This window comes from Pseudomonas sp. SAS7 (assembly GCF_052112345.1).
Classification (GTDB): Bacteria; Pseudomonadota; Gammaproteobacteria; order Pseudomonadales; family Pseudomonadaceae; genus Aquipseudomonas; species Aquipseudomonas putida_Q.
The window spans coordinates 272330-294920 of sequence record NZ_JBEGGO010000002.1 but is presented as its reverse complement, the minus strand read 5'-3'; the positions used below and the strand labels follow the sequence as shown (position 1 = coordinate 294920).

Below are 22591 nucleotides of genomic sequence, written 5' to 3'. Positions count from 1 at the left end.
CCGCCGCCGACAGGAAGCCACGGACGATTGAGTGTAACTATAGTTGCGCAAGACGCCGCGAATCGAAACTGTCATACAGCGGTCATAGAATCGAATGGCACATTGCCTTGCATCAAGGCCAGCACATCGGCTGCGTGTCACGCGTTGGCGTCAGCCTGCTATCGTGGCACGATTGCCGGGTTAACGACCGAGAACAACCAGATCATGCCGCATACCATCGCGAAGAACCTGTCCCTGATCGCCGCCATCGACCTTGGCTCCAACAGTTTTCACATGGTCGTGGCCAAGGCCCACCATACCGAAATCCGCATTCTCGAGCGGCTCGGCGAGAAGGTTCAGCTTGCCGCCGGCATCGACGAAGAGCGCAAACTCAGTGAAGAGGCAATGGAACGAGGCCTGGATTGCCTCAAGCGCTTTTCGCAGCTGATCAACGGCATGCCGGCAGGCTCCGTGCGTATCGTCGGTACCAACGCCTTGCGCGAAGCGCGCAACCGTAACCAGTTCATCCAGCGCGCCGAAGCCATCCTCGGCCACCCGGTGGAGGTCATCTCCGGCCGTGAAGAGGCGCGCCTGATCTACCTGGGCGTGTCGCACACCCTGGCCGACACCCCCGGCAAGCGCCTGGTGGCGGACATCGGCGGCGGCAGCACCGAGTTCATCATCGGCCAGCGCTTCGAGCCGCTGCTACGCGAAAGCCTGCAAATGGGCTGCGTCAGCTTCACCCAGCGCTACTTCCGTGACGGCAAGATTACCCCGGCCCGCTACGCCCAGGCCTATACGGCCGCGCGCCTGGAACTGATGAGCATCGAGCATGCCCTGCATCGCCTGACCTGGGACGAGGCCATTGGCTCGTCCGGCACCATTCGCGCCATCGGCGCCGCCATCAAGGCCGGTGGCCTGGGCAATGGTGAGGTCAACGCCGAGGGCCTGGCCTGGGTCAAACGCAAGCTGTTCAAGCTGGGCGAGGTCGACAAGATCGACTTCGACGGCGTCAAGCCGGATCGCCGCACCATCTTCCCCGCAGGCCTGGCCATTCTCGAAGCGATCTTCGATGCGCTGGAGCTGCAGCGCATGGACCACTGCGACGGCGCCCTGCGCGAAGGCGTGCTGTTCGACCTGCTTGGCCGACACCACCACGAGGACGTGCGCGAGCGCACCCTTAACTCGCTGATGGAGCGCTACCACGTGGACCAGGGCCAGGCTGCACGGGTCGAGCGCAAGGCTTTGCACGCCTTCGACCAGGTGGCCGACGCTTGGGACCTGAAAGACGGAAACTGGCGCGATCTTCTGGGCTGGTCAGCGAAAGTGCACGAAATCGGGCTGGACATTGCCCATTACCACTACCACAAGCACGGCGCCTATCTGATCGAACACTCCGACCTGTCGGGCTTTTCCAGGGAAGATCAGCAGATGATGGCCCTGCTGGTTCGCGGCCACCGTCGCAACATTCCCAAAGACCGTTACGCCGAACTGGGTGACGAAGGGGTCAAGCTGCTGCGCCTGTGCGTGCTGCTGCGCTTTGCCATCCTGTTCCACCACATCCGCGGCACCCAACAGATGCCAAAGGTCGTACTGAAGGGCGGGGACAACAGCCTGGATGTAGCCTTCCCTGAAGGCTGGCTGGAGCAGAACCAGCTGACCCAGGCCGACTTCGCCAACGAGGCGGAGTGGCTGGCCCGGGTCGGCTTCGTCCTCAGCGTACGTTGAGGACCGGGTTGCTCAGGCGCTCCAGCAGGGTCGCCTGGGCACTGCGCGGGTTCTGGTTGCCGGTCGGGGTGATGCGCACGTAGCGCCCGTCCGGCTGCAAGGTCCAGGCGTGGGTGTTGTCGGTCAGGTAGCCTTCCAGCTCCTTCTTCACCCGCAGCAACAGCTTCTTGCCTTCCACCGGGAAGCAGGTCTCGACGCGCTTGTCGAGGTTGCGCTCCATCCAGTCGGCACTGGACAGGTAGATCTGCTCTTCGCCGCCATTGAGGAAGTAGAACACCCGCGTGTGCTCAAGGAAGCGGCCGATGATCGAGCGCACCTGGATATTGTGTGAAACCCCCGGAATGCCTGGGCGCAGGCAGCACATGCCACGCACCACCAGGTCGATCTTCACACCCGACTGGCTGGCCTTGTACAGCGCCTTGATGACCTTGGCGTCGGTCAGCGAGTTGAACTTGGCAATGATGTGCGCCGGCTTGCCTTCGAGGGCAAACTGGGTTTCGCGCGCAATCATGTCGAGCATGCCCTTCTTCAGGGTGAACGGCGCGTGCAGCAGCTTTTTCATGCGCAGCGTCTTGCCCATGCCGATGAGCTGGCTGAACAGCTTGCCGACGTCCTCGGTGAGGGCGTCGTCTGAGGTCAGCAAGCTGTAGTCGGTGTACAGGCGGGCATTGCCGGCGTGGTAGTTGCCGGTGCCCAGGTGCGCATAACGCACGATCTCGCCCTGCTCGCGACGCAGGATCAACATCATCTTGGCGTGGGTCTTGAAACCGACCACGCCGTAGATCACCACCGCACCGGCCGCTTGCAGGCGGCTGGCCATCTGCAGGTTGGACTCTTCGTCGAAGCGCGCGCGCAGTTCGATCACCGCGGTGACCTCCTTGCCGTTACGCGCAGCGTCCACCAGGGCGTCGACAATTTCCGAGTTGGCCCCGGACCGGTACAGGGTCTGGCGCACGGCAAGCACGTGCGGGTCCTTGGCGGCCTGGCGCAGCAGGTCGACCACCGGGGTAAAGGACTCGAAGGGGTGCATCAGCAGGATGTCCTGCTTGCTGATCACGCTGAAAATGTTGTCGGCGTTCACCAGCAGCTTGGGGATCGCCGGGGTGAACGGCGTGTACTGAAGCTCCGGGTGGCTGTCCAGGCCGGTGATGCTGAACAGGCGGGTGAGGTTGACCGGGCCATTGACCTGGTACAGCTCGCTTTCGCTGAGGCTGAACTGCTTGAGCAGGTAGTCCGACAGGTGTTTCGGGCAGGTGTCGGCCACCTCCAGGCGCACGGCGTCGCCGTAACGGCGCGAGAACAGCTCGCCCCGCAGGGCACGGGCCAGGTCGTCGACTTCTTCGGAGTCCAGCGCCAGGTCGGCGTTACGGGTCAGGCGGAACTGGTAGCAGCCCTTCACCTTCATGCCCTGGAACAGGTCGTCGGCGTGCGCGTGGATCATCGACGACAGGAACACGTAGTTGGCACCCGGGCCGCCCACCTCTTCAGGCACGCGGATAACCCGGGGCAGCAGGCGCGGGGCCGGGATGATCGCCAGGCCCGAGTCGCGGCCGAAGGCATCGACCCCCTCCAGCTCGACGATGAAGTTGAGGCTCTTGTTCACCAGCAGCGGGAACGGGTGGGTCGGGTCGAGGCCGATCGGGGTGATGATCGGGGCGATTTCGTCGCGGAAATAGCGGCGCACCCAGGTCTTGAGCTTAGGCGTCCAGTAACGGCGGCGGATAAAGCGGATCTGGTGCTTTTCCAGCTCAGGCAGCAGCACGTCGTTGAGGATCGCGTACTGGCGCTCTACCTCGATGTGCACCAGCTCGCTGATACGCGCCAGCGCCTGGTGCGGCTGCAGGCCGTCGGCACCGGCCTGTTCACGGGCGAAGTTGATCTGCTTCTTCAGGCCGGCGACGCGGATCTCGAAGAACTCGTCGAGGTTGCTGGAGAAGATCAACAGGAACTTGAGGCGTTCGAGCAGTGGGTAGTTCTCGTCCAGGGCCTGTTCCAGCACGCGGATGTTGAACTGCAGCTGCGAGAGTTCGCGATGAATGTACAGGCTGCTGTCGTCCAGGCCGGGGACGGTGATTGCCGGGGCCGGGGCCGGCGCGGGCGCCGCGGCCACAGGCTCGGCGACCTGCTCCTCTACAGGCTCCGGCTCGGGCGCCGGCGGCAGGTCTGGCGGGGTCTGCACCAACTCTTCCGGGAGCTCCTGGGCTTCCTTGATCGCGACAGGGGTGAGCACTTCATTATTCATCTGGCGTTCCTGAGGACGTTAACGCCCTATCATCAATTGAGCGGCAAGATAAGCGCCCATTATGACGCCTGTGTTACACACCAGGGCAAGCCATGGCGCGTGGCCTCTGGCATTGTCTGTGTAGGAATTGTTCACGTCGAGACACATTTGGACACTTTCACGAATGCGCGCGAAGGGGTAGGCTGCGCGTTCATTTCGCCAGCACCTCAGAAAATGCTTCAACAATTCCTGCAGGATTTCGGCTACTTTGCCCTTTTTCTAGGCACCTTCTTCGAAGGCGAGACCATCCTGGTGCTTGCGGGTTTCCTTGCATTCCGTGGGTACATGGACATCAAGCTGGTGTGCCTGGTGGCGTTCCTCGGCAGTTATGCCGGCGACCAGCTGTGGTACTTCATGGGCCGCCGCCATGGGCGCAGGATCCTGGCGCGCAAACCACGCTGGCAAGCAATGGGTGACCGGGCGCTGGACCACATCCGCCGCCACCCCGACATCTGGGTGCTGAGCTTCCGCTTCGTCTATGGCCTGCGTACGGTCATGCCGGTGGCCATTGGCCTGTCGGGCTACCCGCCGCGCCGCTACCTGCTGCTCAATGGCCTTGGCGCGGCCATCTGGGCAATAGCCCTGGGCGCGGCTGCGTACCACTTCGGCGCCATCCTCGAAGGCCTGCTGGGCAACGTGAAGCGTTACGAGCTATGGGTACTTGGTGGCCTGGTGGGGCTGGGCGTGCTGTTGTGGCTGCGCCGGCGTTTCCGCGCCTTGCGCGCGGAGCGCAAGGCGGCGGACCAGGCCCAGGCCCCACAGGCTGAGAAGGCTGTAGACCACGAGCAGGACCCAGGCCAGCGGCGCGACCACCGCTAGGCCCATTGCGCCGGCCAGGTACAGCGCCGGCGCATTCACCACAAGCCGCGCCAGTTCCAGGCGTGCAGCCCAGGGCCGGTTCTCCAGCAACCCGCCCAGCACGAACAGACCAAACGCCATGAGCGACCAGCCGAGCACCAGCGCGGCGGCCGGCACGCGTTCGGCTACGTCCATCAGGTAGCTGCCCAAGGCCACATACACCACGAACTGCGTCGCCACGTAGGCTTGTTGCGGGCGGCCCAGGGCAATCTCGAACTTGCGAAACAGCGCCAGGTCCTGTTTGGCCTGTGGGTAACGTGCGGCCACATCGGCCGGGCGCCAGCCAGTGGGCATGAACCAGATGCGCAACTTGTCCCACAGGCTGGCAGTGCGCCGGGCGTCATGCCAGAGCTGGGCATAGAACTGCAGGTTGGCCCACAGAGGGTTCCAGCTGGCCAGCGGCGTGGTTACCCCGAACACCACAGGCTCGGCCGGGTCCTCCTCTTTGAAGGTGCCGAACAGACGGTCCCAGAGAATGAACACACCGCCATAGTTGCGATCCAAGTAAACAGGGTTTTGCGCATGGTGGACGCGATGGTTGGATGGCGTGATCAACACCCACTCAAGCCAGCCAAGCTTGGGAATGTGCCGGGTATGCACCCAGAACTGGTACAGCAGGTTGAGCGATGCCACGGTGATGAACACCAGTGGCGGCACGCCCAGCAGCGCCAGCGGCAGGTAGAAGACCCACGAGAAGATGAACCCGCTACTGGTCTGGCGCAACGCGGTGGTGAGGTTGTATTCCTCGCTCTGGTGATGCACCGAATGCGCGGCCCACAGCACGTTGCGTTCATGGCCCAGTCGGTGCAGCCAGTAGTAGCAGAAGTCGTACAGCACGAAGGCCAGCAGCCATACCCACCAGGCTTCGGGCGGCAGGCGCAAAAGCGCCAAGTGCTCGAACGCCAAGGCATAGGTCAGCAGCCCTACTCCCTTGGTAAGCAACCCGGTGCTGGTCGACAGCGCGCCAGTGCTCAGGCTGTTGATCGAGTCGGCCAGGGTAAAGTTGCGCTGGCCACGCACACGGTCGGCCACCAGCTCCACGGCGATCAGCACGAAGAAGAACGGCACGGCCAGCAATATCAGGTCCATGGGTACGGCCTCAGGCGGTATCCATAAAGATTAGGCCGCACCTGCGGCAACCCCTATGGCGACATCTGCCAAACTAGAGGACATTTAGCGCCTCGACACTGGAGTAATGAGCATGACAAAAAAAGTAGCGGTGATTCTTTCCGGCTGTGGCGTGTATGACGGCGCCGAAATCCACGAAAGCGTGATCACCCTGCTGCGCCTCGACCAGCGCGGTGCGCAGGTGCAGTGCTTCGCGCCGAATATTGCGCAGATGCATGTCATCAACCACCTGACGGGCGAGGAAATGCCCGAGTCGCGCAATGTGCTGGTGGAGTCGGCGCGCATTGCCCGCGGCGAGGTCAAGGACATCCGCGAAGCCAAGGCTGAAGACTTCGATGCGTTGATCGTGCCGGGCGGTTTCGGGGCGGCGAAAAACCTGTCCAACTTCGCCGTGGAAGGCGCCAACTGCAGCGTCAACCCGGACGTGCTGGCCCTGGCCGAAGCCTTCGCCGACGCCTGCAAGCCGGTTGGCCTGATCTGCATCTCGCCGGCACTGGCCGCGAAGATCTACGGGCCGGGCGTGGTCTGCACCATCGGTAGCGACGCAGGCACTGCGGCGGCTGTCGAAAAGATGGGCGGCACCCATGAAGAGTGCGATGTACACGACATTGTCGAAGACACCCAGCGCAAGTTGGTGACTACCCCGGCTTACATGGAAGCCAAGTCGATCAGCGAAGCGGCGGGCGGGATCTACAAGCTGGTGGACCGGGTGCTGGAACTCACACACGAGTGAGCTACGTCACGAGCGCTCTGTGTAGGAGCGGCCTTGTGTCGCGATCGGGCTGCGAAGCGGCCCCAGGATTTCAGCTTCGCCGCATAAATTGCCGGGGCCGCTTCGCGGCCCGATCGCGACACAAGGCCGCTCCTACAGAAACCGCGTCAGCTCTCAGGGCTTGGACAGCCGGGCAATGATCCGGTCCAGTGCATTGGCAAACGCCTGCTTTTCACGTTCACCATAAGCCGCCTGCCCTCCCCCCACCTGGCCCTGCTCACGCAGCTCGGTGAACAGGTTGCGCGCCGCCAGGCGGTCGCCCATGTTGCGCTCGTCAAATTCGCGCCCGCGCGGGTCCAGCACGGTCACGCCCTTTTTAACCAGGCGGTCAGCCAGCGGCACATCACTGCAGATCACCAGCTCGCCCGGCACGGCGTGTTCGACCAGGTAGTCGTCGGCTGCGTCCATGCCGCTGGGTACCACGATCAGGCGCACGATCGCGAACGCTGGTTTGGCCACGGCCTGGCCCGCCACCATCACCACTTCGAACTTGCGCTTGAGGGCGAACTTGACGATCAGATCCTTGGCCGCCTTGGGGCAGGCGTCGGCATCGATCCATACACGCATCGGAAATTCTCTACATGAAATCAGTGCGCCCATCATGCCTGAAGCGCAGCGAAAGCTGGAGCAGGTGCGCGCTGGGAAAATGGCGCCAAAAATACCAATTAGCGCTTATCCGGCCCCACCACTCAGGCTACACTCGCCACAGCTTTACTGGCCTGCCCGAGCGCACAATGAACCACCCTCACGAAATCCGCCCTGACCTGGACGAAGGCATCGATCGCAAGGTCCTGGCGACATTGCGTGCGCGTTTCCTACAGCTGAACCAGGGGAGGCTGCAGCGGGCAATGGAAGGCCTGTCGACACGCCAGCAACAGGTACTGACGCTGCTGCCGCTGCTGTTCCACGTGAACCATCCGCTGTTGCCGGGCTACGTCTCAGGCAGCACACCTGCTGGCGTGTCGGGCTACGAGCCAGGTGCCGATCTGGTGGTCGAGGCCCAGCGCCTGGCCCGCTCGTTCACCTACAAGGTCCGCCATGGCAACCCGCCACGCCCGATCCATGGCCTCTACCTGATGGGCAGCCTGGGCTCGCTGGCCCAGGCCGAGCACAGCGACATGGACCTGTGGGTGTGCCATGCGCCCGGCTTGCCCGAGCACTTGCTGGGAGAACTGCGCCGCAAGTGCCAATTGCTGGAGGACTGGGCGGCAAGCCTGGGCGCCGAGGCGCACTTCTTCCTGATCGACACGCAAGGCTTTGCCCAGGGCCAGCGCGACTGCCAACTGGGCTCCGACGACTGCGGTACCACCCAGCACTATCTGCTGCTGGACGAGTTCTACCGCACCACCCTCTGGCTGGCAGGGCGCACACCCCTGTGGTGGCTGGTGCCCGTCTACCAGGAGCACAATTACCGCGCCTACACCCAGACCCTGCTGACCAAGCGCTTCATCCGCAGCCAGGATGCCCTCGACCTCGGCAACCTGGCGCACATCCCGCCCGGCGAATTCGTCGGTGCCGGCCTGTGGCAACTGTTCAAGGGCATCGATTCGCCCTACAAGTCGCTACTCAAGCTGCTGCTGACCGAGGCCTACGCCAGTGAGCACCCGGCCGTCCGCTGCCTGAGCCTGGATTACAAGCAGGCGGTGTTCGCCAACCAGCTCGACCTCGACGAGCTGGACCCGTATGTGATGGTGTACCGACGCATCGAACGCTACCTGCTGCAACGTGGCGAGCCCGCGCGCCTGGAGCTGGTAAGGCGCAGCCTGTACCTGAAGGTGAACAAGAAGCTCAGCGACCAAGGCCGCGTCAATGGCTGGCAGCGCCGGCTGTTGCAGCGCCTGGCAGACGAGTGGGGCTGGGACGAGCGTCAGCTGGCCCTGCTGGACAGCCGTAGCCAGTGGAAAGTGCAACAAGTCGCTGTCGAGCGCCGCGAACTGGTGGCGGAGCTGAACCATAGCTACCGCTTCCTCAGCCAGTTCGCCAGCACCCAAAACGCCAGCAGCCGCGCCGAGCAGCGCGACCTCAATGTGCTGGGCCGGCGCCTGTATGCGGCTTTTGAGCGCCGCGCCGGCAAGGTCGAGGTGATCAACCCCGGCATCGCCCCGGACCTGGCCGAAGGCACCGTAACGCTGGTCCAGACGGCCAACCGCAAGGAACCCGGCAGCAACCACTGGGAGCTGTACAGCGGCAACCTGAGCACCCACGAGGTGGAGTACTTCAGCCCGATAAAACGCTGCCGCGAGCTGATCGAGCTGCTGGCCTGGGCCCATCGCAACGGCGTGATCGACAGCAGCACGCGGGTAGCGCTGCACCCGGGCACCAGCGACCTCAGTGAATTCGAGCTGTTCAACCTGATGGGTTGCCTGCAGCAAAGCATCCCCCTGCCCTTGCCGATCGTCAGCGAAGTGCGCCTGCTGCAGCCCAGCGTTGCCGACGAGGTATTGTTGCTGGTCAACGTCGCCATCGACCCGCTGCGCCATCACCGCGACCTGAACATTTTGATGACCACCGAGCGTACCGACTCGTTGAGCTACGCAGGCGTGCGCGAGAACCTGGTACTTACCCTGGACCAGGTCACCCTGAACAGCTGGAACGAGGTGCTGGTCCAGCGCTACGACGGTGAACATGCACTGGTACGCTGCTTGCGGGACTTCCTCAACAGCCCGGTGCTGCGCGGCCACCGACCACGGGTGCGGGTGCGCTGCTTTTGCCAGAGCCGCGCACAAGCCATCGGCCAGCGCGTGGAGGAAATTTTCGACACGGTGCAGCTGCTGCTGGACCAGGGCGCCAACCACCGTTACCTGCTAGAGGTGGCTCAGCACACCCACGTGCTGGAGCTGTTGGCCGGGCATGTCGGCCTGGCCACCCTGGCCGAGCACGAAGCACTGCTGGCCCACCTGGGCGAGGAGCGTAGCGCCTACAGCCCGCTGTACCTGGATAGCAACGCACTGCTGGAGCACGACCTGCGCCTGGTGCTGGAACAGGGCCGCCCGGCTTGCATCCAGGTGTTCTACCGCCTGCAGGGTGGCTGGGCCGAGTTGTATGTGCTGGATGAATACAATGCCCTGTGGCAGCAGCGCCTGCCCCTGCATGACGAAGCCCACCTGCTGCTGCCACTGCAGCGTTTCCTGCGTTCGGTGGTGATGCGCCGTGATGCCCGGCTGCCGCTGGATACCCAGCGCGCGGCCTCGCTGGACATCCACTACGCGCAACTGTTGCCTTCCGGCGCTGGCAAGGCGCGCAGCATCGAGCCGCGCCTGGCTCCGGTCGAGGGCAGCGGCCAGCCTTACTATGAAGTGCAGGCCATCATCCAGGCCGGAGTGGCGGGTGCGGCGCATGTGACGCTGTACTGCGACCAGCAAGAGTTTTCCGAGCTGGAGCATGGTGGTCAGCTGTATGCGGTGGTGGCCAGGCAGATCATCGGGCAACGGCGCGGTGCCGGACAGTACCGGTGCTACATCACCGACCTGGATTTGTCCGAGCTGCTGGATGACCGGCTGGGCGCGACGCAGGTGTACCTGAGCTACAAGCGGGTGCTGGAGCAGGCGTTGAATGAGGGGTTGGAGCAGGTGCTAAGTGAGTGATCGGGGGCCGCTGCGCGGCCCCCTTGCCCTTACAGGTCGTAATCGCCCGCCGCTTCTGGCTGGTATTCCACTTCCAGCAGCTTCAGCTTGAGGGTCTTGCCCCCCGGTGCCGGCCAGTCGATCTGCTCGCCCACCGAAAGCCCCAGCAAGGCGCAGCCGATCGGTGCCAGGACCGAGACATTGCCTTCCGGCCCTGCGTCCTTCGGATAGACCAACGTCAGGTGGTAGTCCTTGCCGCTGGCCTCCTCACGGCAGTGCACGCGCGAGTTCATGGTCACCACGCCCGCTGGCACGTCCTCGTGACCGACCACCTGCTCGGCGCGGTCCAGCTCGTCCTGCAGGGCGAGCACACCCGGCGTACTCTCGTCGAGGCTGTCGATCAGACGCTCCAGACGCTGTACGTCCAATCGGGTGAGGATGAGGGAAGGCTTGGTGCTCATGATCCAGTCAGACTCCTTTGAACAGGCGATTTTCGTCGTGCAGATAAAGCAAAACCCCGCCCAAGGGCGGGGTTTGTGAAGGCTTTGGCGTCACCGACGCAGAAACCCGACACTACCACAGCCGGGCAAATACTCAAGCCCTTGCTATCAGTGTGGCTTAGCCTGGTCGCGCAGGGCCTGGGCCTCGCGGCAGATTTGCCGACGCCGTTCGTCATCGGCGGAACGCCATTCGCGAATGTGCTCCACATGCCGCTGGCAGCCGGTGCACACCCGCTGTTCGTCCAGCCGGCAAACGCTGATGCACGGTGATGGCACAGCGGGGCTGACGTTGCTGTAGAGCGGCTTGGGGGGACGGGCCGGGGCGCTGCTCATGTCAGATCTCGTCGAAGTCCAGCTTCTCGCCGGCCCGCTCCCAGACGATGCGCTCGAGCATTTCGCCCAACAGCTCTTCGCTCTTCTCGCACACCCACTTGCCGCTTTCTTCGTCGTAGTCGAAGTGGAAACCACCGGAACGGTCGGCCAACCACAGCTGGCGCAGCGGTTCCTGGCGGCTGAAGATCAGCTGGGCGCCACCTTCGAACTTGACGGTGAGGACCCCGGCAGAGTTCTCCATGTCCAGGTCCATGCCGCTTTCGTCGAACAGGTCTTCCAACGCCTGTTGGGTCGCGTCGACCAGGTCATGGAAACGCGCTTCACTCAAACTCATTGCAGGAACCTCGAAATTGGCTGCGTTACAGGCAAGCCGGGCAAGATACGGGCGCTTGGCGCCGAATGCAAAGATTAGCCATTGAAAGCGGTAAGAATAGCCCGCCCGGCGGACCGGCCCTTGCATAGGCAAGCCGCCGGTCGCTCGGTATACTCGGGCGCAATACTGCATTTTTCTAAGGATTTCACCCATGAAGCGCCTGATTTCCTCCTTCGCGGCGCTGGTCGCTGTTGCCTGCCTCGTTTCGGCCTGCGGCCAGAAAGGCCCGCTGTATCTGCCTGAAGACGGCGATAACGGCAAAGCGCACAAGTCGCACCAGCACCAGCCAAAAGCCAAGCCGGCCCCGGCGCCAGCGCAGCAGCCCGAGCTGCAGTCCGAGCCCGAGCAGTCGCCTGCGCAGTAAGGAAACCAGATGAACGCTTTCAACTACCGCGACGGTCAGCTGTTCGCGGAAGGCGTGGCCCTGTCGGCCGTCGCCGAACGCTTCGGCACCCCCACCTACGTGTACTCGCGCGCCCACATCGAGGCCCAGTACCGCAGCTACGCCGACGCCCTGCAAGGCACCGAGCACCTGGTGTGCTTCGCGGTCAAGGCCAACTCCAACCTTGGCGTGCTGAACGTGCTGGCGCGCCTGGGCGCAGGCTTCGACATTGTCTCCGGCGGTGAGCTGGAGCGCGTGCTGGCTGCTGGCGGGCGCGCCGACCGCGTGGTGTTCTCCGGCGTCGGCAAAACCCGCGAAGACATGCGCCGCGCCCTGGAAGTGGGTGTGCACTGCTTCAACGTCGAGTCCACCGACGAGCTGGAGCGCCTGCAAGTCGTGGCCGCCGAGATGGGCAAGGTTGCCCCGGTGTCGCTGCGCGTGAACCCGGACGTTGACGCCGGCACCCATCCGTACATCTCCACCGGGCTTAAAGAAAACAAGTTCGGCATCGCCATCGCCGACGCCGAGGCCATCTACGTGCGTGCCGCGCAGCTGCCGAACCTGGAAGTGGTTGGCGTCGACTGCCACATCGGCTCGCAGCTGACCACCGTGGAACCGTTCCTCGATGCCCTCGACCGCCTGCTGGACCTGGTCGATCGCCTCGCCGACTGCGGCATCCACCTGCGCCACCTGGACCTGGGTGGCGGCGTTGGCGTGCGCTACCGCGACGAAGAACCACCACTGGTGGCCGACTACATCAAGGCCATTCGCGAGCGCGTGGGCAAGCGCGACCTGGCCCTGGTGTTCGAGCCGGGCCGCTACATCGTGGCCAACGCCGGCGTGCTGCTGACCCGCGTGGAATACCTCAAGCACACCGAACACAAAGACTTCGCCATCATCGATGCGGCAATGAACGACCTGATTCGCCCGGCCCTTTACCAGGCCTGGATGGGTGTCAGCGCGGTCATCCCACGCGAGGGCGAAGGCCGTGCCTACGACCTGGTCGGCCCGATCTGCGAGACCGGCGACTTCCTCGGCAAGGACCGCGTGCTGAACCTGGCCGAAGGCGACCTGCTGGCCGTACAGTCTGCGGGCGCCTATGGTTTTGTCATGAGCTCCAACTACAACACCCGTGGCCGTTGCGCTGAAATCCTGGTCGACGGCGACCAGGCGTTCGAAGTACGCCGCCGCGAGACCATCGCCGAACTGTACGCTGGCGAAAGCCTGCTGCCGGAGTAAGCCCATGCTGCTGCGTTTTACCAAGATGCACGGCCTGGGCAACGACTTCATGGTCCTCGACCTGGTCAGCCAGCACGCGCATATCCAGCCAAAGCACGCCAAGCAATGGGGTGACCGCCATACCGGCATCGGCTTCGACCAGTTGCTGATCGTCGAGGCGCCGAACAACCCGGAAGTGGACTTCCGCTACCGCATCTTCAACGCCGACGGCTCTGAAGTGGAGCAGTGCGGCAACGGTGCGCGTTGCTTCGCCCGTTTCGTGCTGGACAAGCGCCTTACCGCGAAAAAGCGCATCCGCGTGGAAACCAAAAGCGGCATCATCGTGCTGGACGTGCAGAACGACGGCCAGGTGAGTGTCGACATGGGCCCACCGCGGTTCATTCCTGCCGAAATCCCCTTCGTCGCTGACGCGCAGGCGCCAAACTACCCACTGGAAGTCGACGGCCAGCTGCATTCGATTGCTGCCGTGTCCATGGGTAACCCGCATGCCGTGCTGCGCGTCGACGACGTGCATACTGCCCCCGTGCATGAGCTGGGCCCGAAGATCGAAAACCACCCACGCTTCCCGCAGCGGGTGAATGCCGGCTTCCTCCAGGTCATCGACCGCCACCGCGCCAACCTGCGCGTATGGGAACGAGGCGCTGGCGAAACCCAGGCCTGCGGCACCGGCGCTTGCGCCGCGGCCGTGGCAGCGATCAGCCAAGGCTGGATGGATTCCCCGGTGTCCCTCGACCTGCCCGGTGGCCGCCTGCACATCGAATGGGCCGGCCCCGGCAAGCCCGTGTTGATGACCGGCCCTGCCGTGCGCGTCTACGAAGGACAGGTTCGTCTCTAAGCGAGTAACCGCCATGACCGATCAGCCCAAGGTTGTACCCCAGCAGTCCGCCGAGCTCGATGCCGAAGCGGTGGTCGCCTACCTGCGCGCCCACCCCACCTTCTTCGCCGAGCACGACGAGTTGCTGATCGAACAGCACATCCCGCACCAGCGTGGCGACAGCGTGTCGCTGGTGGAACGCCAGCTCAAGCTGCTGCGCGACCGCAACATCGAGATGCGCCATCGCCTGTCGCAACTGATGGACGTGGCCCGCGACAACGATCGGCTGTTCGACAAGACCCGACGGCTGATCCTCGACCTGCTCGATGCCGGCACCCTGGAAGAAGTGGTGATGGCGGTCGAAGACAGCCTGCGCCAGGAATTCCAGGTGCCCTTCGTCAGCCTCATCCTGTTCGGCGACAACGTCGCGCCAGTCGGGCGCTGGGTCAGCAACGCCGAGGCGCAACAGGCCATCGGTGCCCTGCTGGGCGGTGGCAAGACGGTCAGTGGCAACCTGCGTGAACACGAGCTGGCGTTCCTGTTCGGTGAAGAACAGCGCCGAGAAGTGGGCTCCAGCGCCGTGGCCACCCTCGAATACCAGGGGCTGCATGGGGTGCTGGCGATCGGCAGCCGCGACCCGCAACACTATAAGAGCAGCGTCGGCACCCTGTTCCTCGGCTACATCGCCGAAGTGCTCGGCCGCGTTGTACCGCGCGTTACCCAGACCCTGCGCTCGGTACGCTGATGGAACGCCAGCTGGAGGCTTATTGCGCACACCTGCGCAACGAGCGCCAGGTGTCGGAGCACACTTTGGTGGGCTACCGTCGCGATCTGGACAAGGTCATCGGCTACTCCAAGGAACACGGCATTGCCGGTTGGCAGGCGCTGCAGATCCAGCAACTGCGCCAGCTGATCGCCCGCCTGCACCACCACGGCCAGTCTTCACGCAGCCTGGCCCGGCTGCTGTCGGCGGTGCGCGGCCTGTACCGCTACCTTAACCGCGAAGGTCTGTGCCAGCACGACCCGGCCACCGGCCTGAGCGCGCCCAAGGGTGAGCGCCGGTTGCCCAAGGTGCTGGACACCGACCGCGCCCTGCAGCTGCTTGATGGCGGCGTCGACGACGACTTCATCGCCCGCCGTGACCAGGCCATCCTTGAACTGTTTTATTCGTCTGGCCTGCGCCTGTCCGAGCTGACCAACCTCGACCTCGATCACATCGACCTCGCCGCCGGCCTGGTGCAGGTGCTGGGCAAGGGTGGCAAGGCCCGCGTCCTGCCGGTTGGCCGCAAGGCCCGTGAGGCGCTGCAGGCCTGGTACCGCCTGCGCGGCATCGGCAACCCGCGTGACCGTGCGGTGTTCATCACCCGCCAGGGCAACCGCATCACGCCACGGGCTGTGCAGCAACGGGTGAAGAAGGCGGGTGAGCGCGAGCTGGGCCAGCACCTGCACCCGCACATGCTTCGCCATTCCTTCGCCAGCCATGTGCTGGAATCGTCCCAGGACCTGCGGGCGGTGCAAGAGATGCTCGGCCATGCCGACATCAGCACCACGCAGATCTACACCCACCTGGACTTCCAGCACCTGGCCGCGGTGTACGATAGCGCCCACCCTCGGGCCAAACGCAGCAAAGGCACAGACTCATGAGCATCAAGCTGATCACATTCGACCTCGACGACACCCTGTGGGACACCGCGCCGGTCATCGCCAGCGCCGAGGTCGTGCTGCGCGACTGGCTAGAAGCCAACGCCCCGATCCTGGGCGGCGTGCCGGTGGAGCACCTGTTTGCCATCCGCGAGCGCCTGGTACAGGCCGAGCCCGGCCTCAAGCACCGCATCAGCGCCCTGCGCCGACGGGTGCTGTTCCATGCCCTGGAAGAAGTCGGCTACAGCGAGAAGCAGGCACAGGCGCTGGCCAACGAAGGCTTTGAAGTATTCCTGCATGCTCGCCACCAGGTGGAAATCTTCCCCGAGGTGCAGCCGGTGCTGGAAATCTTGCGCCATCACTACACCCTGGGCGTGGTCACCAATGGCAATGCCGATGTGAGCCGGCTGGGGCTGGCGGATTACTTCCGCTTTGCCCTGTGCGCCGAAGACCTCGGCATCGGCAAGCCGGACCCGGCACCGTTCCTGGAAGCCCTACGCCGCGGCGAGGCGGACGCCAGCGCCGCCGTTCACATCGGCGACCACCCCGGCGATGACATCGCAGGCGCCCAGCGCGCCGGGCTACGGGCCGTCTGGTTCAACCCCCAGGGCAAGGCCTGGACCGGTGAGCAGGCACCGGATGCCGAGATCCAGCGCCTGTCGCAGCTGCCCGACGTCCTTTCGCGCTGGCGCTGACAGCTTCGCCACCGCCTCCGCGGCCCCAGTAGGAGCGGCCTTGCGTCGCGAAAGGGCTGCGAAGCAGCCCCTGGATTTCCGCAGACGCACAAAGTGCTGGGGCCGCTTTGCGGCCCTTTCGCGACGCAAGGCCGCTCCTACAGAGACCGCGCAAGCCTGACCTACGCAACAGGCACAAAAAAGCCCGCAGCGACGGCGGGCTTTTTTGCGTTCAGCCACTCAGATAGGGCGGCTGCCGTATTTGTTGTCCGGCTTCTTGGGCGGGTCGGCGACCACGTTGGCCTCGACTTCCTGCACCTTGCCACCGCGCGAAAGGAATTCTTCCATCGCCTTGGCCAGTGCATCACGCTCCTTCTGCTTGGCTTCCATGCTCGGCATCTCGTCTACCGAGACAGCCGCCTTGGACTTGCCCTTGGCAGCAGGTGCCGGGCTGCTGTCGTCATCGCCAGCGTCTTCGACGCCGTCGTCAGCCGCCGCTTCGAGGCCATCATCAGCCTCGTCTTCATCGCCTACTTCGAGGTCGTCGTTTTCCAGATCGTCGTCGCTCATGTTCTACCTCATGACTTGCGAAAAGCAGGTTAGTTATAGACCAGTGCAGCCGTAGACCGGCAGCCACCAGTGAAAATTCAACTGGCCGTGGGTTAGGCCACTGCCCTTGGGTCGGCGCTCCTGATGGGAGGCGGCACCCAGCAGGCCCTGCTCCTGGCAGGACCTGACAAATCCATCTCGCCCCTGCTGGCCACACGCTATTGGCAAGCCTAGCAAAGGCTGGCGAAGTGTGTGGACTACACGTCAAACACCCTTCGGCGCGCATTCTAGCGCGCCCGTGGAAAAAGCAAAGCTCCATAAACGCCCTACGACTTGTAAGTTTTTTACCTACGTCGCGAACGTGACGGATAAACCGTTTGCCAAGCGCGAAATGCTGAAAATCTGGCAAAAAAATGCCCGGCAAGCCGGGCAAGTTTTTACCGCGTCGCAGTTACAGGTTGTAGCCGCGTTCGTTGTGCTGAGCCAGGTCGAGGCCGACCGACTCTTCTTCTTCGTTCACCCGCAGGCCCATCACCACATCCAGCACCTTGAGGATCACGTAGGTGACGATGGCGGTATAGACCACGGTAAAGATCACGCCCTTGGCCTGGATCCAGACCTGCATGCCGATATCGGTGACGGTACCGAAGCCGCCCAGCGCCGGGGCTGCAAACACACCGGTAAGGATGGCACCGATGATGCCGCCGATGCCGTGCACGCCGAAGGCGTCCAGCGAGTCGTCATAGCCGAGCCTGCGCTTGAGGGTGGTGGCGCAGAAGTAGCAGATCACACCCGAAGCCAGGCCGATCACCAGGGCGCCCATCGGGCCCACCGTACCTGCAGCCGGGGTAATGGCAACCAGGCCGGCAACCACACCCGAAGCGATGCCCAGGGCGCTGGGTTTGCCGTGACCGATCCACTCGGCGAACATCCAGCCCAGTGCAGCAGCAGCGGTGGCGATCTGGGTGACCAGCATGGCCATGCCAGCGGTGCCGTTGGCGGCGGCGGCGGAGCCTGCGTTGAAGCCGAACCAGCCGATCCACAGCATGGCGGCGCCCATCAGGGTATAGCCCAGGTTGTGCGGGGCCATCGGGGTGGTCGGGTAGCCCTTGCGCTTGCCCAGCACCAGGCAGCAGACCAGGCCTGCGATACCGGCGTTGATGTGCACCACGGTGCCGCCAGCGAAGTCCAGTACGCCCCAGTCCCACATCAGTGCACCGTCACCGCTCCATACCATGTGCGCGATCGGCGCATACACCAGGGTGAACCAGATGCCCATGAACACCAGCATCGCGGAGAACTTCATGCGCTCGGCGAAGGCACCCACGATCAGTGCCGGGGTGATGATGGCGAAGGTCATCTGGAAGGTGATGAATACCGCTTCAGGGAACAGTGCGGTGGCCGACGTCAGGTTCTCGGGCGTGACGCCGCTGAGGAAGGCCTTGGAGAAGCCGCCGACGAAGGAATTGAAGTTAAGTACGCCCTTTTCCATACCGGTGGTATCGAAGGCCATGCTGTAGCCGTAGACGACCCACAGAATGCTCATCAGGCCGGTGATTGCAAAGCACTGCATCATCACCGACAGCACGTTCTTGGAACGCACCATACCGCCATAGAACAGGGCCAGGCCCGGGATAGTCATGAACAGCACCAGCGCCGTTGCAGTCAGCATCCAGGCGGTGTCGCCGGAGTTCAGCGCTGGGGCAGCTTCCTCTGCCAGGGCAAGCCCGGGCATTACGAGGGACAATAGGGCTCCTAGCCCTGCGATCTTACGCAGAGTCATGTTGTTTTCTCCTGGGGCGTTGGGTTTGGTGAGGCGTTGTTGTTGCTTAGATCGCGTCGGTATCGGTTTCGCCGGTACGGATGCGGATCGCCTGCTCCAGATTCACCACGAAAATCTTGCCGTCACCGATCTTGCCGGTGTTGGCTGCCTTGGTGATGGCTTCGATTACCCGATCAAGGTCCTTGTCATCGATGGCGACATCGATCTTCACCTTGGGCAGAAAATCGACCACATATTCAGCACCGCGATACAGCTCGGTGTGGCCCTTCTGCCGGCCGAAGCCTTTGACTTCAGTAACAGTGATGCCCTGCACGCCGATTTCCGACAGCGACTCGCGCACGTCGTCCAGCTTGAACGGCTTGATGATGGCTGTGACTAGCTTCATGAAACTCTCTCCCGATTTGGTGGACTTGCCCCAGGAAAACAAACCCGTCTCAAGTCTAAGCGCAGCGGTTGGCTTTGTAACGCGTCGTCGGCATCCGGCTCCGCGTGCGCACTGCTTGGTCACAAGGAACTGCATCAGTGCATGGCTCGTACAGGTCTTTGCAGAAACCTTGCCAGTTCCGGCAAATCACCGGAAAACAGCGAGTTATGCGAAAGGGTCGGGATTGGCCAGTCGCCAGCATGGAAAACATGCACAGTTTCGGTGCGCCCAGGCAGGGCGCATTGCGCGAAAAACGTGCACCCAAACGTCCGGTTTGTGCGTGCTACACTGCCGGCCATTCTAAGTTTCAGTGGACTGCCCCATGCTTGCGCCCAAAGCCCTTCTCGATGCCCTGAGCGACCAGGCCTCGCGTCTGTTCAGCAGCGATACCGCCCAGCCCCGTGCAGAACTGGAAAGCCAGTTCAAGGTGCTGATGCAAGGTGCCTTCAGCAAGCTGGACCTGGTCAGCCGTGACGAATTCGACAGCCAGATGGTCGTGCTGGCGCGCACCCGCGCTCGCCTCGAGGCTTTGGAAAAACAAGTAGCCGAGCTGGAAGCACGGCTGAACCCGACGCCACAGGACGAGTGAATGCAGCCCTCCAGCGCATACCCGGTACTGCTGTTTTCCTACGGCACGCTGCAGGACAAGGCCGTGCAACTGGCCAACTTCGGCCGTGAGCTGAGCGGCCAGGCCGACCGCATGCCGGGCTACCGACAGGACTGGGTCGAGATCACCGACCCGGCTGTGCTGGCGGCCAGCGGCAAGTCCCATCACCCCATCGTTTCCCCCAGCAGCCAGGCCGACGACAGCGTGGCCGGCACGGTCTTCCAGATCAGCGAAGAAGAGCTGGCGGCGGCGGACCGCTATGAAGTTGCCGACTACAAGCGCGTCGCCGTCACGCTCGCTTCGGGCCTGACTGCCTGGGTTTATGTGCGCGCCTGAATCCCTCTGGCGCGGGTTGTTACACGGAGCGTTCCCCATGAAAGTCAGCGCACGTAATGTTTTTGAAGGCAAAGTCACCAACGTTCAGCCCGGCGCGGTCAATGCCGAAGTCGAGCTGACCCTGGGTGGCGGCGAAAAGCTGGTAGCGGTGGTCACCATGGCCAGCCTGCATAATCTCAGCATCAACGTCGGCAAAGACGCCGTGGCGCTGGTCAAGGCGCCGTGGGTGGTACTGATGACCGACGCCGCCGGCTACAAGCTATCGGCCCGTAACGCACTGGAAGGCGAAGTGGTGCGGGTGGGTGATGGTGCAGTGAATGCCGAAGTGGTGCTGAAGCTGGCCGGCGGCACCGAGGTGTTCGCCATCGTGACCCGCGAAGCCGTGCAGGAGCTGGGCCTGGCACCGGGTGTGAAGGCCACTGCGCTGATCAAGGCCTCGCACATCATCCTCGGCGCCAAGCCCTGAGGGTATCAGGCCGACGCCCGTAGCCGGCCCGGCTCGGATACTGCCTGTTTCGGCGGCAACTCGCTGGCATGCAAGGTGCCGCGAAACAGGGTCGCACCACACTGGGTAACCAGGGTCTTCACCCGGTTGTGCGAGTTGAGGATCTCGGCCTGGATGTTTTCGATGGCTGAATCCCCAGGCTGCAAGGCAGCCGCACGGTTGGCCCATTCGATGGCGGCGAAACGGCTCTGCTTGCGGGTGCCGCGCCCCTGCATCCAGGCCAACCCCAGTTCGGCACTGGCGCGCCCCGCAATCCACGCGTCCGGGTGCTCGACCAGGCTCGACAGGTAGGCGACAGCCTCGGATCGCTCCTGCGCTTCGCCAAACTGGCGCAACAGAATACCCAGGTGCAAGCGCGCACGCGCATTGGTCTGCGGATTACCCAACGCATCGACCAGCAGGCGCCTGACGGCCAGCATGGCACTTCGCTCATTCAGGTCCTCATCACCCTCCATGCGCAGGCAGGCGAGGTTGTACTTGGCCTGCCTGCTGCCCGCCTCTACCGCACGCTGCAGCCAATGCTCAGCCGCCTCGTCATCCAGATAGTCCGCCGGGGTGTTGCCCAGGCCGCCGCTGTGCAGCTCGTACAAGCCAAGGGCAGCCCCCGGCAAGCTCAGCTCGGCGCAGCGCTCATACAGGTAACAAGCCACCTCATGCCGGTTGGCAGCCCACAGCAGCCGCGCCACAGCGAGCACATCGAAGCCTGGCGCCTGGCCCGCGCGCTGGCGCGTCACCGCCAGCTGCGACCACAGCCTTGCCTGCTCGGCCGAACGTGGCAGCCCCCACAGGCCGAAGCGATGCCCGGCAGCACGCATTGCACAGGCGCCAGCATGCGAGCGGCCTTCACACAGGCGCTCGATGGCGGTGCGCAACAGTTGATGTTCATCTGCCATGCCATCGCGAACTATCAGCCCGACCATGCAGCGAAATGGCTCGCCCATGGCAGGGATGGCACCGTGATCTGCGTTACATGCCAAGCTCGCGGCGAAATCGCGCATACCGCCGGCATGGTCTTGCAAGGCACTGCTACGCAGCGCGCCTCGCCAAGCCAGCACGACGGTGCTTTCCCTTGGCCTAAGCGGGCGTTGCAACCAGCTATCAAACAGCTGCTGCCAATCAGCGACGGCCTGCAACTGCTCGGCATGTGGCAGCTTCAGCCGTTCTTCGACGGCCATCCAGCGCAACGCATTACGCAGCGCTTCGTCCCAGGCCTCGCACAACGGCCCATTGGCCAACAGCTCCAGCGCATCGAAACTGGCACCCCAACGGGGCAGCAGGTAAACAGCGAGGGCCTGGACCGCTTCGAAACAACCTGGGCGGGCTACCAGCGCATGACGCAACCAGTAATAACGTGGCGCTTCGTTTTCGTGATCGGCCCGCCTGCTCAGGCACGCCGGCAACGCTTGGGGCAGCTCGGCCAAGGGCAGCAACCCATGCTTCACCAGTAAAGGTGCCGCGGCTTCCTGCACTTCTACATCGGCATGGGCACTGGGCCTGTAGCGCGCAGGCTGCCCCTGAAATAGTTCGTTCAACCAGCCAGGCTCGCGCAGCTGAGCACTGACACGCAGCATTCCAATGGCGGCTGCCACGGGTTGAGCAGAGCGGTCCATTGCACGCAACAGGTACGCGGTCGCGGTTTCACATATTTGTTCAACGGCCAGCAAGCGTGCAGCGTCGCGTTGACCACCCTCCTGCACCTGCCAGGCCCGATGGAAGCAGTGCATGCCCATTACCACCTGCGGGTGGTAAGCCTTGGGGCAGGCGTCGACCCAGGCTTTGAGCACTTGGCTCAGGGCCCTGTCCCCCTGGTTTTCCAGGTCAACCAGCATGTCCCCTTCGACAGCCGCCAGGTAAGCCGGGAACTCGCCTGGCGCGGCTTGGCGCCACTGCGCCTCAAGGCTGTCGAAAAAGCGGGTGAGCTCGATGAATGAATTGGCCTGCACCAGTTCGCGGATGACCTGGCGCGTGTGGGTGAGCGTTTGCACGGCGCAATACCTCAAGTCCATTTGAAAGAAGACGCTGTGCCATCCCATGGCAACGGCATTTGCCCAACAACACTAAGCCATACCAGGCACCTGCGCAAAGATTATTGGATCCATTTTTTGCCGATTTTTAAGAAAAC

At 63.6% G+C, this 22591-nt stretch carries 22 protein-coding genes and 1 pseudogene; 13 read left to right on the top strand and 10 right to left on the bottom strand.

Annotated features, from left to right (window positions below; translation table 11 throughout):
* Positions 1-204 precede the first annotated feature (204 nt).
* The gene (ppx, locus tag ABI582_RS04915; RefSeq protein ID WP_338745584.1) at positions 205-1707 is read left to right on the top strand and encodes an exopolyphosphatase; all 1503 of its coding nucleotides are present in this window, start codon (positions 205-207) and stop codon (positions 1705-1707) included.
* Here the strand turns inward: ppx and ppk1 are convergent.
* A complete protein-coding gene (ppk1, locus tag ABI582_RS04910) occupies positions 1694-3949 on the bottom strand; it encodes a polyphosphate kinase 1 (RefSeq protein ID WP_016502177.1) in 2256 nt (751 codons plus the stop codon). The two genes, ppx and ppk1, sit on opposite strands and share 14 nt — an antisense overlap.
* A 213-nt stretch (positions 3950-4162) precedes the next feature.
* Between ppk1 and ABI582_RS04905 the strand changes: the two genes are divergently transcribed.
* Entirely contained in the window at positions 4163-4807 is a 645-nt protein-coding gene (locus tag ABI582_RS04905; protein WP_442118530.1) for a DedA family protein, read from the top strand.
* A 501-nt stretch (positions 4808-5308) separates the two neighbouring features.
* On the opposite strand, the pseudogene ABI582_RS04900 reads toward ABI582_RS04905, so the two are convergent.
* A pseudogene (locus ABI582_RS04900) lies at positions 5309-5935 on the bottom strand (sterol desaturase family protein); the annotation flags it as partial.
* Between the two features lie 112 nt (positions 5936-6047).
* On the opposite strand from ABI582_RS04900, the gene elbB reads away from it, so the two are divergent.
* Complete coding sequence (gene elbB, locus ABI582_RS04895) at positions 6048-6707, top strand: isoprenoid biosynthesis glyoxalase ElbB (protein ID WP_017148021.1); 660 nt, start codon at positions 6048-6050, stop codon at positions 6705-6707.
* Positions 6708-6860: 153 nt separating this feature from the next.
* On the opposite strand, the gene ABI582_RS04890 is transcribed toward elbB, so the two are convergent.
* Complete coding sequence (locus ABI582_RS04890; RefSeq protein WP_403014407.1) at positions 6861-7313, bottom strand: YaiI/YqxD family protein; 453 nt, start codon at positions 7311-7313, stop codon at positions 6861-6863.
* Between the two features lie 167 nt (positions 7314-7480).
* Between ABI582_RS04890 and ABI582_RS04885 the strand changes: the two genes are divergently transcribed.
* Positions 7481-10330: a class I adenylate cyclase gene (locus tag ABI582_RS04885; protein WP_442118529.1), complete on the top strand. Its 2850-nt coding sequence runs from the start codon at positions 7481-7483 to the stop codon at positions 10328-10330.
* Between the two features lie 29 nt (positions 10331-10359).
* Here ABI582_RS04885 and rnk read toward each other — a convergent pair whose 3' ends face one another.
* From rnk to cyaY, 3 genes are all read right to left on the bottom strand, one after another.
* Positions 10360-10770, bottom strand: a complete 411-nt coding sequence (gene rnk / locus ABI582_RS04880; protein WP_016502183.1) for a nucleoside diphosphate kinase regulator — start codon at positions 10768-10770, stop codon at positions 10360-10362.
* 147 nt (positions 10771-10917) lie between these two features.
* Positions 10918-11142 carry a DUF1289 domain-containing protein gene (locus ABI582_RS04875; RefSeq protein ID WP_338745587.1) on the bottom strand — a complete coding sequence of 75 codons (225 nt, stop codon included), beginning with the start codon at positions 11140-11142 and terminating at the stop codon, positions 10918-10920.
* A gap of 1 nt (position 11143) precedes the next feature.
* The gene (gene cyaY / locus ABI582_RS04870) at positions 11144-11476 is read right to left on the bottom strand and encodes an iron donor protein CyaY (protein ID WP_016502185.1); all 333 of its coding nucleotides are present in this window, start codon (positions 11474-11476) and stop codon (positions 11144-11146) included.
* A gap of 190 nt (positions 11477-11666) precedes the next feature.
* Here cyaY and lptM point away from each other — a divergent pair, with 190 nt between their 5' ends.
* From lptM to ABI582_RS04840, 6 genes are read left to right on the top strand one after another with little or no spacing between them, the layout of a single operon-like run.
* The gene (lptM, locus tag ABI582_RS04865; RefSeq protein WP_016502186.1) at positions 11667-11879 is read left to right on the top strand and encodes an LPS translocon maturation chaperone LptM; all 213 of its coding nucleotides are present in this window, start codon (positions 11667-11669) and stop codon (positions 11877-11879) included.
* A gap of 9 nt (positions 11880-11888) precedes the next feature.
* Entirely contained in the window at positions 11889-13136 is a 1248-nt protein-coding gene (gene lysA / locus ABI582_RS04860) for a diaminopimelate decarboxylase (protein ID WP_258910787.1), read from the top strand.
* Between the two features lie 4 nt (positions 13137-13140).
* A complete protein-coding gene (gene dapF, locus ABI582_RS04855; RefSeq protein WP_019473711.1) occupies positions 13141-13971 on the top strand; it encodes a diaminopimelate epimerase in 831 nt (276 codons plus the stop codon).
* A 13-nt stretch (positions 13972-13984) separates the two neighbouring features.
* On the top strand, positions 13985-14695 hold the full coding sequence (locus tag ABI582_RS04850) for a DUF484 family protein (protein ID WP_049273680.1): 711 nt from the start codon (positions 13985-13987) through the stop codon (positions 14693-14695).
* Positions 14695-15594 (top strand): tyrosine recombinase XerC, encoded by a 900-nt coding sequence (gene xerC, locus ABI582_RS04845; protein WP_442118528.1) that lies wholly within the window; start codon positions 14695-14697, stop codon positions 15592-15594. Before ABI582_RS04850 ends, xerC begins: the two co-directional genes overlap by 1 nt.
* Positions 15591-16286 carry an HAD family hydrolase gene (locus ABI582_RS04840; RefSeq protein WP_063424102.1) on the top strand — a complete coding sequence of 232 codons (696 nt, stop codon included), beginning with the start codon at positions 15591-15593 and terminating at the stop codon, positions 16284-16286. Before xerC ends, ABI582_RS04840 begins: the two co-directional genes overlap by 4 nt.
* Before the next feature lie 219 nt (positions 16287-16505).
* On the opposite strand, the gene sutA is transcribed toward ABI582_RS04840, so the two are convergent.
* From sutA to glnK, 3 genes are all read right to left on the bottom strand, one after another.
* On the bottom strand, positions 16506-16835 hold the full coding sequence (gene sutA, locus ABI582_RS04835; RefSeq protein WP_338745590.1) for a transcriptional regulator SutA: 330 nt from the start codon (positions 16833-16835) through the stop codon (positions 16506-16508).
* Positions 16836-17265: 430 nt separating this feature from the next.
* Positions 17266-18597, bottom strand: a complete 1332-nt coding sequence (locus ABI582_RS04830) for an ammonium transporter (protein ID WP_016502193.1) — start codon at positions 18595-18597, stop codon at positions 17266-17268.
* Positions 18598-18643: 46 nt separating this feature from the next.
* Complete coding sequence (gene glnK, locus ABI582_RS04825; protein WP_002555808.1) at positions 18644-18982, bottom strand: P-II family nitrogen regulator; 339 nt, start codon at positions 18980-18982, stop codon at positions 18644-18646.
* Positions 18983-19343: 361 nt separating this feature from the next.
* Between glnK and ABI582_RS04820 the strand changes: the two genes are divergently transcribed.
* From ABI582_RS04820 to ABI582_RS04810, 3 genes are read left to right on the top strand one after another with little or no spacing between them, the layout of a single operon-like run.
* Positions 19344-19610, top strand: coding sequence for an accessory factor UbiK family protein (locus ABI582_RS04820; RefSeq protein WP_258654351.1), 267 nt, complete (start codon positions 19344-19346; stop codon positions 19608-19610).
* Positions 19611-19964, top strand: a complete 354-nt coding sequence (locus ABI582_RS04815; protein WP_258910669.1) for a gamma-glutamylcyclotransferase family protein — start codon at positions 19611-19613, stop codon at positions 19962-19964.
* Positions 19965-20001: 37 nt separating this feature from the next.
* Positions 20002-20430: a TOBE domain-containing protein gene (locus ABI582_RS04810; protein ID WP_338745591.1), complete on the top strand. Its 429-nt coding sequence runs from the start codon at positions 20002-20004 to the stop codon at positions 20428-20430.
* A 5-nt stretch (positions 20431-20435) separates the two neighbouring features.
* On the opposite strand, the gene ABI582_RS04805 is transcribed toward ABI582_RS04810, so the two are convergent.
* Positions 20436-22454 carry a DUF4034 domain-containing protein gene (locus ABI582_RS04805; RefSeq protein ID WP_442118527.1) on the bottom strand — a complete coding sequence of 673 codons (2019 nt, stop codon included), beginning with the start codon at positions 22452-22454 and terminating at the stop codon, positions 20436-20438.
* Between the last annotated feature and the right edge of the window lie 137 nt (positions 22455-22591).